The organism is Flavobacterium sp., from assembly GCF_030146175.1.
Classification (GTDB): domain Bacteria; phylum Bacteroidota; class Bacteroidia; order Flavobacteriales; family Flavobacteriaceae; genus Flavobacterium.
The window spans coordinates 34,665-49,291 of the sequence record NZ_JASLCE010000019.1 but is presented as its reverse complement, the minus strand read 5'-3'; the positions used below and the strand labels follow the sequence as shown (position 1 = coordinate 49,291).

Annotated in this window: 14 protein-coding genes; 7 read left to right on the top strand and 7 right to left on the bottom strand. The window is 40.2% G+C overall.

Going from position 1 to position 14,627, the window contains the following annotated elements; translation table 11 throughout:
* The 5 genes from Q1R07_RS02195 to Q1R07_RS02175 form a co-directional block, all read right to left on the bottom strand.
* Positions 1 to 565: lipoprotein signal peptidase (locus Q1R07_RS02195; RefSeq protein ID WP_300485555.1), on the bottom strand; the 565-nt coding region annotated here is incomplete at its 3' end.
* A gap of 83 nt (positions 566 to 648) precedes the next feature.
* Positions 649 to 1,029 carry a TraR/DksA C4-type zinc finger protein gene (locus Q1R07_RS02190; RefSeq protein ID WP_136404069.1) on the bottom strand — a complete coding sequence of 127 codons (381 nt, stop codon included), beginning with the start codon at positions 1,027 to 1,029 and terminating at the stop codon, positions 649 to 651.
* 9 nt (positions 1,030 to 1,038) lie between these two features.
* Positions 1,039 to 4,443 carry an isoleucine--tRNA ligase gene (gene ileS / locus Q1R07_RS02185; RefSeq protein WP_300485550.1) on the bottom strand — a complete coding sequence of 1,135 codons (3,405 nt, stop codon included), beginning with the start codon at positions 4,441 to 4,443 and terminating at the stop codon, positions 1,039 to 1,041.
* A gap of 103 nt (positions 4,444 to 4,546) precedes the next feature.
* Positions 4,547 to 5,260, bottom strand: coding sequence for a DNA repair protein RecO (gene recO / locus Q1R07_RS02180; RefSeq protein ID WP_300485548.1), 714 nt, complete (start codon positions 5,258 to 5,260; stop codon positions 4,547 to 4,549).
* 27 nt (positions 5,261 to 5,287) lie between these two features.
* Positions 5,288 to 7,579: a two-component regulator propeller domain-containing protein gene (locus Q1R07_RS02175; RefSeq protein ID WP_300485545.1), complete on the bottom strand. Its 2,292-nt coding sequence runs from the start codon at positions 7,577 to 7,579 to the stop codon at positions 5,288 to 5,290.
* 209 nt (positions 7,580 to 7,788) lie between these two features.
* On the opposite strand from Q1R07_RS02175, the gene Q1R07_RS02170 reads away from it, so the two are divergent.
* Positions 7,789 to 8,580: a glutamate dehydrogenase gene (locus tag Q1R07_RS02170; RefSeq protein WP_300485541.1), complete on the top strand. Its 792-nt coding sequence runs from the start codon at positions 7,789 to 7,791 to the stop codon at positions 8,578 to 8,580.
* 62 nt (positions 8,581 to 8,642) lie between these two features.
* Here Q1R07_RS02170 and Q1R07_RS02165 read toward each other — a convergent pair whose 3' ends face one another.
* Entirely contained in the window at positions 8,643 to 9,824 is a 1,182-nt protein-coding gene (locus Q1R07_RS02165; RefSeq protein ID WP_300485538.1) for a cystathionine gamma-synthase, read from the bottom strand.
* A 69-nt stretch (positions 9,825 to 9,893) separates the two neighbouring features.
* On the opposite strand from Q1R07_RS02165, the gene Q1R07_RS02160 reads away from it, so the two are divergent.
* On the top strand, positions 9,894 to 10,643 hold the full coding sequence (locus tag Q1R07_RS02160; protein ID WP_300485535.1) for a DUF3298 and DUF4163 domain-containing protein: 750 nt from the start codon (positions 9,894 to 9,896) through the stop codon (positions 10,641 to 10,643).
* Here Q1R07_RS02160 and Q1R07_RS02155 read toward each other — a convergent pair.
* Positions 10,636 to 11,091 (bottom strand): DinB family protein, encoded by a 456-nt coding sequence (locus Q1R07_RS02155; protein ID WP_300485533.1) that lies wholly within the window; start codon positions 11,089 to 11,091, stop codon positions 10,636 to 10,638. The two genes, Q1R07_RS02160 and Q1R07_RS02155, sit on opposite strands and share 8 nt — an antisense overlap.
* A 146-nt stretch (positions 11,092 to 11,237) precedes the next feature.
* Here Q1R07_RS02155 and Q1R07_RS02150 point away from each other — a divergent pair, with 146 nt between their 5' ends.
* The 5 genes from Q1R07_RS02150 to nadD are packed head-to-tail and all read left to right on the top strand — an operon-like array spanning position 11,238 to position 14,622.
* Entirely contained in the window at positions 11,238 to 11,588 is a 351-nt protein-coding gene (locus tag Q1R07_RS02150; RefSeq protein WP_300485531.1) for an ArsC/Spx/MgsR family protein, read from the top strand.
* Positions 11,589 to 12,515 carry a DMT family transporter gene (locus Q1R07_RS02145; protein WP_300485528.1) on the top strand — a complete coding sequence of 309 codons (927 nt, stop codon included), beginning with the start codon at positions 11,589 to 11,591 and terminating at the stop codon, positions 12,513 to 12,515.
* 54 nt (positions 12,516 to 12,569) lie between these two features.
* Positions 12,570 to 13,430: a YicC/YloC family endoribonuclease gene (locus tag Q1R07_RS02140; protein WP_300485525.1), complete on the top strand. Its 861-nt coding sequence runs from the start codon at positions 12,570 to 12,572 to the stop codon at positions 13,428 to 13,430.
* 23 nt (positions 13,431 to 13,453) lie between these two features.
* Positions 13,454 to 14,026, top strand: coding sequence for a guanylate kinase (gene gmk, locus Q1R07_RS02135; protein WP_300485522.1), 573 nt, complete (start codon positions 13,454 to 13,456; stop codon positions 14,024 to 14,026).
* Between the two features lie 14 nt (positions 14,027 to 14,040).
* On the top strand, positions 14,041 to 14,622 hold the full coding sequence (gene nadD, locus Q1R07_RS02130) for a nicotinate (nicotinamide) nucleotide adenylyltransferase (RefSeq protein ID WP_300485518.1): 582 nt from the start codon (positions 14,041 to 14,043) through the stop codon (positions 14,620 to 14,622).
* Positions 14,623 to 14,627 lie beyond the last annotated feature (5 nt).

Sequence of the window (14,627 nt, the reverse complement as noted above, 5' to 3'; positions counted from 1 at the left end):
CAATCAGCATTCCTACCGCTACGGATATCGCCATATCGGCTACGTTAAAAATCGCATTAAAAAAGGTAAAGTGTTTACCTCCCCAAAGCGGTAACCATTTTGGCAGGTTACCTTCCCATATTGGGAAATACAACATATCGACCACTTTTCCGTGGAACCAGGTTCCGTACGGATTGGAAGCAAATAAAGTTGCCGGTTCATGAATACTGTCGTTAAAGATCACGCCATAAAAAACCGAGTCAATAATATTGCCAAAAGCACCGGCCAGAATTAATGCCACCGCTACGATCAGGTAGTTGGAACATTTTTTCTTTACCGAATCATATAACCAGTATCCGATTCCGCAAACGGCTACAATTCGGAATAAGGTTAGAAACAGTTTACCGTAGGCTCCGGGTATTTCGACACCCCATGCCATTCCTTCATTTTCGATAAAATGAATACGGAACCACTCAAAAACATAGACTTCATCGTTGAGCGCGAAATTGGTTTTGATATAGATTTTAGAAAGCTGATCAACAACAAGGACCAGTATTACTAACAAATAAGCTTTTCGTAAAGACATTTTCAATAATTTGACAGCAAAAATAAAAGAATTATATAATAAAAACGCTCCTTACGGAGCGTTTTCGAGATATTTTGAAAAGATTAACGTTGTAAATTTTTCGCTTCGATACTCATCGTCGCATGCGGAACGAGTTTTAATCTTTCTTTACTTATTAATTTTCCGGTAACTTTACAGATACCATAGGTTTTGTTTTCAATTCGGATTAATGCATTTTTTAAATCCCTGATAAACTTTTCCTGACGGATCGCCAACTGAGAGTTTGCCTCTTTCGACATGGTCTCGCTTCCTTCCTCAAAGGCTTTGAATGTTGGTGATGTATCATCAGTACCATTATTCAGGTCATTCAGATACGCACTTTTAATCAGATCCAAATCGGCTTTTGCTTTTTCCATTTTCTTTAAGATGATCTCTCTGAACTCGGCTAAATCAGCGTCGGAATATCTTATTTTTTCATCCACCATAATTTCTTTCTATTTTGAAATTAATACTCTAGTTTTAATGTCATCAAACTCAATTTCTATACCATTGTTGAGTTGTTCTTCAAAAATTAAAGTTTCGGTTAACGTTTCTGCTTTGATATAGTCTTCATTGCTACTGACTGCATTTTCCAATTGCAGGTCTTTTTGCAGATGCACTTTAATTTTGTCCGTTACTTCTAATCCCGAATCTTTACGGATATTCTGGATACGGTTTACTAATTCTCTGGCGATACCTTCTTTTCTTAATTCATCGGAAATCGTAATATCCAATGCCACTGTAATCCCACCGGAATTTGCTACCAGCCAACCCTCGATATCCTGAGAAGAAATCTCAACATCTTCAGTTGTTAAATTAACACTTTTTTCTGATATAACAAGTGTTAACGTCCCTTCTTTCTCCAATTGATTGATTTGCTCCTGAGAAAAATTCTGTATCTCCTTAGAAATCAACCCCATATCTTTACCAAATCGCGGCCCTAAGGCTTTAAAGTTTGGCTTGATTTGTTTTACCAATACCCCGGAAGCATCGTCCAACAACTCGACTTCCTTCACGTTTACTTCCGCTTTAATCAGGTCGGAAACCGCTTCGATTTCAGCACGTTGATCATCGTCAAGCACCGGAATCATTACCTTTTGCAACGGTTGACGCACTTTAATCATTTCCTTTTTACGCAGGGATAATACCAACGATGAAATGGTTTGTGCTTTCTGCATTTTGCTTTCCAACGATTTATTAACAAAGTTTTCAACGTATACCGGAAACTCGGCCAAATGTACACTATCGTAATTTTCCGACTGTGTTGCGTGGGTTAAATCTTTGTAAAGTTTGTCCATAAAGAACGGTGCAATCGGTGCGCTTAATTTGGCTACCGTTAGCAAACAACTGTATAACGTTTGATACGCCGCAATCTTATCTTGCGCATAGTCCCCTTTCCAGAAACGTCTTCTGCAAAGACGCACATACCAGTTACTCAGGTTTTCCTGAACGAAATCGGATATAGCACGCGCCGCTTTCGTCGGTTCGTAATCGGCATAATATTCGTCTACATTTTTAATCAACGTATTTAATTCCGAAAGAATCCACTGATCAATTTCCGGTCTTTCTTCCAACGGCACTTCGGCTTCTGTATAACTAAATCCGTCGATGTTAGCGTATAACGCAAAGAAAGAATACGTATTGTATAGTGTTCCGAAGAACTTACGACGCACTTCCGCTACACCTTCGATATCAAATTTCAGGTTATCCCACGGATTTGCGTTTGCAATCATATACCATCGGGTCGCATCGGGTCCGTATTCTTTTAACGTTTCAAACGGATCGACTGCATTCCCCAATCGCTTGGACATTTTTTGTCCGTTTTTATCTAATACAAGCCCGTTCGAAACTACGTTTTTATAGGCTACTTTATCAAATACCAATGTAGCGATAGCATGTAAGGTGTAGAACCATCCACGTGTCTGATCGACTCCTTCGGCGATAAAATCGGCTGGAAACGCCAACTGATCGTCTACCAATTCTTTATTTTCAAACGGATAATGCCATTGTGCATACGGCATCGCACCACTATCGAACCAAACGTCGATCAGGTCGCTTTCGCGTTTCATCGGTTTACCACTAGCCGATACCAACGTAATGTTATCCACTACGTTTTTATGAAGATCCACCAACTCGTAGTTGGCTTCACTCATATCACCTATCACAAAGCCTTTAAACGGATTTTCATCCTGAACTCCGGCAGCGATGGCTTTTTCAATTTCAGTATATAGTTCTTCGACGGAACCGACAAGCATTTCTTCGGTTTTATCTTCCGTTCTCCAGATTGGCAACGGAATACCCCAATAACGGGAACGCGATAAATTCCAGTCGTTTGCATTTTTTAACCAGTTTCCGAAACGTCCCTCACCGGTTGCTTTTGGCTTCCAGTTGATCGTTTCGTTTAGGTCGAACATACGGTCTTTTACTTCGGTTACTTTGATAAACCAGGAATCCAACGGATAATACAGGATCGGTTTATCGGTTCTCCAACAGTGTGGATAACTGTGTACATATTTTTCGACTTTAAAGGCTTTGTTTGCTTCTTTTAAGTGGATCGCAATTTCGACATCCACCGAGCGTTCCGGCGCTTCTCCGTCGTTATAATATTCGTTTTTAACGTATTTACCACCCATTTCCGTTCCCATTTGTTTGACAAACTTACCTTGTAAGTCTACCAAAGGAACCGGATTTCCGGCATCGTCCAATACCAACATTGGCGGCACTTCCGGTGTGGCTTCTTTTGCTACCTTGGCATCGTCTGCACCAAATGTAGGCGCCGTATGTACGATTCCGGTACCGTCTTCCGTCGTTACGAAATCACCCGAAATCACGCGGAATGCATTTTCCGGATTCTGATACGGTAACGCGTAGTCCAGCAATTGTTCGTAGCGGGTTCCTACCAGCGTCGCTCCTTTTACTTCGGCTAAAACGGTATACGGTATTTTTTTATCTTCCGCTTTGTAATTCGCAAAGTCTTCTTCGTTTTCAGACAGGAAATATTTCCCGGCAAATTGTTTTGCCAATAGCGGTTTTGCCAATACCACATTGATTGGCTCGAACGTATACTGGTTAAACGTTTTCACCAATACATAATCGATTTTCGGACCAACGGTTAACGCGGTATTCGACGGTAACGTCCATGGTGTGGTTGTCCATGCTAAAAAGTGCACCACTCCGAAACCTTGTAAGGCTTCCGGCAATGTTACATCGATCGCTTTAAACTGCGCCACTATAGTCGTGTCGGTCACATCACGGTAACTTCCCGGCTGGTTCACTTCATGCGAGCTCAATCCGGTTCCGGCTTTTGGCGAGTACGGCTGAATGGTGTATCCTTTGTACAACAACTCTTTATTGTAGATCTGTTTTAAAAGCCACCAAACGGTTTCCATATATTTGGATTTGTAGGTGATATACGGATTTTCCATATCCACCCAATATCCCATTTTTTCAGTCAGGTCGTTCCATACATCCGTATAGCGCATCACGGTTCGCTTACACGCTTCGTTGTATTCGGCTACGGTGATTTTGGTTCCGATATCTTCTTTGGTAATTCCCAATTCTTTTTCGGTTCCCAACTCTACCGGCAATCCATGCGTATCCCATCCGGCCTTACGTTTTACCTGGTATCCTTTCTGAGTTTTATAACGACAAAAAATATCTTTAATGGAGCGCGCCATTACGTGGTGAATTCCGGGAAGACCATTTGCCGATGGCGGTCCTTCGAAAAACACAAACGGCTGGTTTCCTTCACGGGAAGTAATACTCTGTTCAAAGATGTTCTGTTTTTTCCAAAATTCAAGCACTTCAGATGCTACTGTTGGCAAATCAAGTCCTTTGTATTCAGTAAATTTCGTACTCATTTTATCGTTTTTTCTAATCAATTTGCGAAAGTAAGGATTTTTGAATAATTCTTAGTTAAGACAATTAGAAAATAGATGGTTTACAAAGACTTTTTGTTGTTTTTTACTGAAAAACTTCTTTGAGTACTTCCAGTGATCGTGGTTTTTTAAATCCGTCGAAATGAAAGGCGTAATAATCGAGTAGTATTTTGAGTAGTATTTGTCGTTCTTTTCCGTTAAAAATCTTTTGATTACTATCAAACTTCAGCTCCTTTAGCTTCTTAAACAACAGTGTTTCGTGTTCCGTCAGACAGGTAATTCCGTGAAAAGGCACGAACATCCCTTCAGTCATTTCAAAAAAGGCATGTTCGTCGTTGGAAACATCCGGATAAAACCCGAGGAATTTGGTGATTTCCATTAAAAGCATCAGGTGAAAATTGGCCACCTCGTCATGCGTATCCAGCCAAAGCAAAGCGGTTTCCAGAAACGCAAACAGGTTTTCGTTCTGCTCTTCTTCCCGGATACAATTATGCAACATTTCGGAGATAAAAATCACAATGGTACTTTTCACCACATCGACATTAACCGACGTATAAGGTGTTGCCAGTTTTACTTCTTTAAACCGTTCGAGAGTTCCTTTATTTTTATGACTGGCTTCAATTTCCAGTAAGGTAAGCGGTTGGAAATAGGCAATTTTCTGATTGCTCTTTTTTCCGGAAAAGGCACTTTGTACAAAATAAGATTTTAGGCCATCCGATTGGGTAAAGCATTTTACAATCAGGCTTTTTTCCTGAAATCGAATAGAACTAAGTACAATTGCTTTTGTTTTGACAAGCATCTTAATTATTGGAATTTTCCGATCGGATTAACGAATCACCATTACTTTTTTGACTTTGGTTTCGGAACCGTCTTCCGATGAGATAAAGATCATATAAACCCCGGAAGCTACTTTATATTTTCCGAATGCCCGCGTATCCCATGTAATCGTTCCACCTTGTGACGTCGTTTCGTATACCAGATTTCCTTCGATATCGGTAATTTTCACATTCGCCTTATCGATTAGTCCGCTAATGTTTACATCGCCTTCAAATCCGGGACGTACCGGATTCGGGAATACATATACATTATTCAGATTTTCATTAGCCTTCGTTGCCGTTCCCTGAAACGAAACCAATCCTTTATCGGTCGCAAAAAACACTTCCCCGGTAACACCATCAATTTCAATATCGTTGATATTATTACTCGGCAAAGGGGAATTCTCCTTTGTAAATTTATGCAATACGCTCTGTCCGTTTGGCGATACCTGAAAGACACCTCCACCGGCAATGGACAACCATTTGTTATTTGATCCGTCGACTGCAATATCCAGGATTACCTGTTGGTAAAAAAGTTCCTGCGCCAAACCGTCTTCCAAGATGATAATGGCATTTGTTGTTAAACTGGTTTCGGTTAAAAAACGATCCACACTCGGTAAAATCCGCAATCCTTTATTCGTTCCGATCCAAAGCTGATTTCGGGTATCAACCGCAACCGTTCTAACATCGTTATCGGCCAGATTTCCGCTATCGGTACCACTCTTGATTGTAATAAACTTATTTCCATAGTTTTCGTTAAACCCGATTAATCCATTACTTACCGACGGAATCCACTTGGTATTGTTTTTATCTACAATCAGCGGTCCGTAGCTATTGGTTTCCGGCTGTACGGTTACATTAGACAAGTCATAAGACACCCATTGATTATCGGCACGAAGCACTTTGAGTCCTTTTGCCACCAAACTATTGGTCATCCAAAGATTTCCTCTTCGGTCGAAAGCAGGACCATTGATACGGATATCATTATTATTAGGCGGCGGCAACGATTCCAGTCCGTTATTACCGGTATTCAGCTGTGTATAAAGTGTAACCAATGCATCATTTTCAATTTTCAAAAGCCCGGAATAATACGAACTCACAAACACCTGATTTTCATTATTCGGATTGAGTGCCACCCTACTGAGTGATTTCGCACCGCTTAACTCTTCATACGGAATCAACGACCAACCACTGCTTTCTTTAAATTTACTGATACCGTAGGCGTCCAATGGATACGGATTATAATACCGGTCGTAATCTCCGTAAAGTGCCCAAAGCGCACTAGGTGCCTTTTTTAGGGAAAAGATTTTATTCCGAACCGGTCCGTCGGGAGTATTATTCTGGAATGTCATACTGTTGGTTGTAGTCGTACTAAACATCCCTTTATCTTTAGTCCCGATAAAAATATTATTCCCCGTCGCTACGCCACAGGTAAATGTGGTAACGATATCCGGTATTTGGGTGATATGCGCCAATAAAACCATCGCCGGATCAAACACATAGACATGATTTGCCGATGTATATACCAGTCGGTCGTTAAAACTCTTAAAATCCACAGCCTGTTGCATGGTCGCATACACTTCCTGAATAGCGGCATTCGTATAACTATAAATTCGGTTATTGGTATTCGCTAACAACAGTCGGTTATTGAATGTTACCGCTCCCAACCACGTTCCGGCATCAAATTCCTGCCATTGGGAAAAATCGATCAGATTCGGATTGGCCACGCTCGCCCGACGAATTCCGTTATTCCGGGTTACCGCGTAAATCATACCATTATAAACCGTGGTTTGCAACACTTCAACTTCCTGACCTGTAGGCCCAATAAAATAGGTATCTCCGAACTCCATCGTAGCCAGATTGTACACGCAAAGTCCGAAATCGCAGGAGATATACAGCTTACCATCGCTTTCGTAAAGATGATTGATTTTTTTCTTGTTCGGTGCTATTGATGGTTTATTTACGATATCCACTACATTAAACACACTTCCGTCTGCCTCGTTAACAACCAGCAATAAACCATTATCATTTCCTACAAACGTCTTATTCTTGGTAACACTAAAATGCATAGCCGTAATGGTTTCGGCTTTAAATCCATTAATAGACGTTGTGGTTTTTAATTCATTCGTTACCAGGCTTTTTGAAAAAACCGCATTTTCTGAAGTCGCAAAAACCCTTATAGGAGTTGCCGCAATATCCGTTACCTCGGCAAACGAAAAAAAGCCTCTCCAAAGTTGGTTTTGTTGTGCAAAAAAAGGAGTTACAAACAGTAGTGCAAGGATGCTATATAATATTTTTTTCATTAACCGCAGATTGATTTACAAATATAGACTAAAACGCAATTATTTCATTTTTTGTATATCGTATATCTGTCATCATTTTAACTTTTACTGCTATTAAAAAATAAAAATTCCCTTTCATCGATTATATTTTCAATATAACGCTTTTTTTTATCACAATGAAATTATGTTTTTATATATTTGTCAGGAAAAGTTATATCTTTTAGTTAAAAATGCGAAGAAAAATTCTACTACTCCTCCTTACCATTGTGCTAGGGAGCAGCACGTCAGTTAAAGCGCAATTCGGATTTTCTCACGAAATAGGAGTTATTGCGGGCCCTGTAGCTTTCCAATCGGATTATGGGGAAAGAGATAACCTGAGCACGGATGCCGGTAATACCGGATACGGGATTGGTATTGTGCATTATCTGAATTTTTCTTACAGATCTGACTGTAGTTGTTATACTCCAGAGACTTACTTTAATGACCATTTCAAATTACGTACTGAATTATCGTACAATAAAACCAAATTAAAACATTTTGGTAAATGGGTTGAAGACAGCCGTCAATCGGTTATGGCGAATCAGCTTAGAGGTATGCGCGGATCGACTGCAGTAACCGATTTAGGAATGCAATTGGAATATTACCCGTTTAGTATTCGTGATTTTTCTGTTACACCGGGCGCCTGGGCACCATTTGTAAGTTTAGGAGCGCATTTTAATTATTTTACTACCGAAGCTTATTCTACTTTAGGTCCCAATTTAGGAACCAATCCAAATGTAACTCCTGAAAAATATATCGGAGCCGTACGTAATGACAGCGGAACTACATGGTCTGTCGTGTCGAGTGTAGGAACCCGATATAAACTAACGGAGTTATCCGATTTAATGATTGACCTTCGTATGCAATATTATTTCTCCAACTGGGTTGATGGTATGAGTCCGGATCCGACACGCTATCCGGAAAACAAACACAACGACTGGTTGGTTTGGTTAAACGTAGGTTACATCTACTATTTAAACTAGTATAAAATTATTTGATCATAAAATAAAAAAACCGGGATTTTGAATCCCGGTTTTTTTATTTATTAGGCTAATGCTTGTTTTAAATCTTCGATCAGATCTTCGATATCCTCTACCCCAACGCTCAATCGAACCAGGTCATCGGAGATACCGATTTCTTTACGTTTGTCTTCCGGAATAGAAGCATGTGTCATTAAAGCCGGGTGATTGGCCAATGACTCCACTCCTCCTAATGATTCTGCCAGTGTAAATACTTTTACTTTTTCCAGGAAGTCGATGGCGTCTTCTTTTTTACCGGATTTGAAGGTAAAGGTTACCATTCCGCCGAAACCACCAATCATTTGTTTTTTGGCAATTTCATGAAACGGATGCGACGGTAATCCCGGATAATATACTTTTTCTACTTTCGGGTGATTTAAAAGGAACTCGGCTACTTTTTCACCGTTCTCACAATGTCTTTGTACACGAAGGTGTAAGGTTTTGATTCCACGCAATACCAAAAATGAATCCTGTGGTCCTAAAGTTGCTCCGGTAGCAAACTGCTGGAAATGCAACTGATCGCCCAATTCTTTATCTTTTACGATTAACGCTCCGGCAATAACATCCGAATGTCCGCCAAGGTATTTTGTAGCCGAATGCATTACGATATCTGCGCCCAAATCCAATGGTTTTTGCAAATACGGTGTGGCAAAAGTATTATCCACTGCAAAAAGGATTTTATGCTTTTGCGTGATGGTAGCAATCGCAGCAATATCCGCCAATTTCATCAACGGGTTTGTTGGTGTTTCTACCCAAACCAATTTCGTATTGGCATTGATAAGCGATTCGAATTTATTCAGATCGTTCATATCCACAAAATGGAAAACGATTCCGGAATCCTTATAAATACGGGTAAACATACGGTAGGTTCCTCCGTATAAATCGTCCATAGCAATTACCTCATCACCGGCTTTTAACGAGCGAAGCACACAATCGGTTGCCGCAAGTCCGGAAGAGAATGCCAAACCTCGGGTTCCGTTTTCAATACTGGCCAAAGCATTTTCCAAAGCCGTTCTTGTCGGGTTTGCTGCGCGACTGTATTCGTATTCATTTAAAGGAACACCCGGGCTGGTTTGCACATAGGTCGATGTCTGATATACCGGTGGCATAACGGCTCCCGTACTCGGGTCGTGATGCTGTCCTCCGTGTATTGCTTTTGTATTAAATTTCATATCTTTTTTCTGATTTTTATCGTATAAACTAAGCAAATTTACTTTTTATTTTCTGTCAACCGCACAGAAAGCCGTACCTTTATATATTATTAACACATTTTTACCATGAAACAGATCGTTTATTTTCTACTTATCGGACTTTTCGTTGTTAGCTGCGAAAAAAAGGAATTGCAATTCGAAAATATCGCTTATGAAAAGCAGAGCAAAAAGCCGTGTGATTCTACGTGCACTCAGGTAAAAATAAATGTTCCGATAGCCGAAAACAGCCCGGTTGTCGAGGACAGTATTAATAATGCGGTATTCAATACCGTTCGTGAAATTGTCTATTTTGGAGAACAACCGTATACGGCTTCCAACTATCAGGAATTGATGGAAAATTTTGTAAAATCGTATAACGATCTGATCGCTCAGTTTCCAAACGACAAAATGCCAGCCTGGGAAGCAACCGTTGAAGGTAAAGTCGTTTACCATTCGGAAAACATTATCAACATTACCTTAAAACATTATACGTTTACCGGAGGTGCCCATGGCTATTCCGGTGTACGTTCGATAGTATTGAATGCCGAAACCGGAAAAACCATCCCTGAAGAAGGCTTTATAAAAGACAAAAAAGGTTTTCAGGCGTATGCCGAAAAGAAATTCCGGGAAAAATTCAATATTCCGGCCGGAAAACCGATTAATGAAAACGGCTTGATGTTCGAAAACGAAGTCTTTCAACTTCCGGAAACCTATATCTTTTCCGAAAAAGGATTGGTTTTATACTATAACACCTATGAAATCGCTCCGTATGTCGATGGCCCGAGAGAATTGCTATTACCGTATGATAGTATAAAACCGTACCTGATTCTTAAATAAATTTTCGGATACTCATCATAATACCGACATGAATTCCTTCGTGATAATGGTTAAATTCAATAGCCTGTTGCGCATTGGTAATCACAAAACCCGACATGGTGGTAAAATCGGTATAGTCACGGAAAATCCCGGCATTATAATCGGCTTCCGTCTGATCGATTGTTGCCGTTAGCAATTGTTTGATTGTTTCAACTTCATCGGCTGTCACATCGGCTTCCGGTTTGGTTCCGCGTTTATAGGCATCCACCATCGCATCCGAAATCTGCATTGGCAATCCCGACAATTTATAGACCAGCATTTGCTGTACCACTACGATGTGTGCTATATTCCAGATTAGGTTATTACTAAAACCTTCCGGAACTTTATTCAATTGCTCAAGCGTATTATTTTCCAATACATCCAGTAGTTTCCGACGGTTCATTCGGGTGATTTCAAAGCTTGTTTTCATGTTTTGTTTTTTCGCTAATGTAGGCAAAAGTCCTATTCGAAAAACGGCACTGTTCCTTTTTTACCAACTAAAATATAGACGGCTATATCTATTATTTCTTTCGTTTATCGTTACTTTTGCAGTTGTATTATAGTACGGAACATACCATGAGAAAAATATACTATTTAAAAACCTGCGATACCTGTAAACGCATCTTAAAAACAATTCCCAATCTGGACACGTTTGTATTGCAGGACATCAAAGAAAGCCCAATTACAGTAAAACAACTGGAGGAAATTCATGCGCTAACCGGCAGTTACGAAATGCTGTTTAGCAAAAGAGCCAAACTCTATAAAGAAATGGGACTTAAAAACGAAACCTTATCCGAACCGGATTTTAAACGGTATATCCTGGAACACTACACTTTTTTAAACCGTCCGGTTATTTTGGCCGACGGAAAAGCATTTGTAGGCAATAGTCCGAAAGTAGTCGAAGCAGCGATTGCTTTTGTAAGCTAAATGAGCAAACGAACCTATGCATTGATTGCTGCCTGGACGGTAGCTATCATTTATGGTGTGACGTTTACCATTGCCAAAGATGTGATGCCGGCGCATGTCGATGCGTTCGGTTTTATTTTTATGCGCGTTGGCGGTTCGACGGTTTTATTCTGGCTCACCGCACTCGGAATGGCACTTGCCAATCCGTCGCAAAACCAGAAAATCGACTTAAAAGATTTCCCAAGAATTATCGCTGCAGCATTTTTTGGCGTGGCTTTTAATATGCTGACATTTTTTAAAGGACTGAGTTATACTTCTCCGATTATGGGTGCCGTATTAATGGTTACCACGCCGATGATCGTACTCGTTTTATCGGCTTTTATCATGAAAGAAAAAATGCAGCGTCAAAAGATCTTCGGCATTATCCTCGGATTGGCCGGAACCTTACTTTTGATTTTATACGGTCGATCCATGATCAATGCGCCAAATGCCGCTTTGGGTAACTTTCTGGTCTTTGTCAACGCCGTTTCCTATGGTTTTTATCTGATTCTGGTTAAAAAATTGATGGATAAATACAGTGCTTATGCCTTTGTAAAATGGATTTACCTGTTTGGATTTCTGATGGTAATCCCATTTGGCTGGCAGGAATTTCGTCAAATCGACTGGCCTTCCGTTCCATTTGACATTTACTGGAAAATCGGTTTTGTAATTGTGATCTCAACGTTCTTAACCTATCTGTTAAACCTGCTATCCATGCGGGAATTAAAGCCTACTACGGTAGCCGTTTTTATTTACCTGCAGCCTTTTTTCGCTTCCGTTTTTGCGATCGGACTTGGGAAAGACGAATTAAGCTGGGTTAAAATCGGATCGTCTTTACTGATCTTTACCGGGGTTTATCTGGTCACACAGAAAAAAGTAAAACCAACGGAATCAAAAGGCTTTGATTAAGTTTTTTAACAGACTAAACTCTTTTTAGTACATTTGTAGCTATTACATTTTTATATGATACAATCGATGACGGGTTTTGGTAAAGCATCTTTGCAATTGCCAACCAAGAAAATTACCATAGAAATCAAATCCTTAAACAGCAAAGGTCTGGATCTTAATGTTCGTATGCCGTCTGTTTTCCGCGAAATGGAACTGGGTCTTCGCAACCAGATTGCACAACAGCTGGAACGCGGTAAAGTAGATTTCTCGATGTATATTGAAGTAACGGGAGAAGAGACTTCTACCAAAGTGAACGCTCCGATTGTAAAAGCGTATATCCATCAGATGCGGGACATTTTACCGGAAGCCGATGCTACGGAATTGATGAAAATGGCCGTACGGATGCCCGATGCTTTAAAAACCGAAAGAGACGAAATTGACGAAAACGAATGGCAACAAATTCAGTCGGTTATTAACGATGCATTGGTAAACATCAATAATTTCAGAAAAGACGAAGGCGCCTCTTTGGAAAAAGAATTCCGTTTGCGAATTGGCAATATCCGTTCGTTTATGGAACAGGCACTGCTATTGGATCCGGAACGAATCCAACTCATTAAAGAGCGTTTGCAAAATGCCATTACCGAATTGCAAGCCAATGTTGACGAAAATCGTTTTGAACAGGAATTAATCTACTATCTGGAAAAACTGGATATCACCGAAGAGAAAGTTCGTTTGGGTAACCATTTGGATTATTTTCTGGAAACCCTTTCAGGAAATGAAGCCAACGGACGTAAACTTGGTTTTATCACCCAGGAAATGGGACGTGAAATCAACACTATGGGTTCTAAATCCAATCATGCCGGTATGCAGAAATTGGTAGTACAGATGAAAGACGAATTAGAAAAAATTAAAGAACAAGTACTAAACGTTTTATAACTACGGTACCCAACAATACAACAATGAATACAGGAGGAAAATTAATTGTTTTCTCGGCACCATCGGGTTCGGGAAAAACAACCATTGTCAGACATTTATTAGGAAAAGACGATTTAAACCTGGAATTTTCCATATCGGCTACGTCCCGCGCACCGAGAGGTGAAGAGATCGACGGAACCGATTATTACTTTATTTCACTCGAAAATTTTAAAAAACACATCAAGGCCGAAGATTTCCTGGAATGGGAAGAAGTATACCGCGATAATTTTTACGGTACGCTAAAAGCCGAAGTGGAACGTATCTGGGCCAAAGGGAAAAATGTTATTTTCGACATCGATGTAGCCGGCGGATTGCGTATTAAGAAAAAATTCCCGGAGCAAACGTTAGCTGTTTTTGTAAAGCCGCCAAGTATTGACGAGCTTAAAATCCGTCTGAAAAAGCGCTCCACCGAAAGTGAAGACAAAATCAACATGCGTATCGCCAAAGCTTCGGTAGAACTGGCTACGGCACCACAATTTGATCGAATCATTAAAAATTACGATCTCGATACCGCCAAACAGGAGGCCTACGAGCTGGTTCGTGATTTCGTACAATAAGCAACGTAATTCCCATGAAAATAGGGCTTTATTTCGGAACCTTCAATCCCATTCATATCGGACACCTGATCATTGCCAATCATATGGCCGAAAACACCGATATGGATCAGATATGGATGGTTGTAACGCCACATAATCCGCACAAAAAGAAAAATAGTTTGCTGGACGATTACCATCGCCTGCAAATGGTTTTTCTGGCAACCGAAGACTATCCCAAAATAAAGCCTTCCGATATTGAATTCAAGCTGTCCCAACCTAATTATACGGTAAACACGCTCGCACATTTACAGGAAAAATTTCCAAATCATGAATTTTCCCTGATTATGGGTGAAGACAACCTGAATTCACTTCACAAATGGAAGAACTACGAAGTAATCCTTCAAAACCACACTATTTTTGTTTATCCGCGCATTTCATCCGAAGTAATCTCCGGTGAATTTATCAACCATCCGAAAATCCATAGGGTTGGCGCTCCGGTAATTGAATTGTCTTCCACGTTTATTCGAGACAATATCAAAAACGGTAAAAACATCAAACCAATGTTACCGATTAAAGTATGGGACTATATCGACCACAATCTTTTTTATAAAAAGTGATTGTA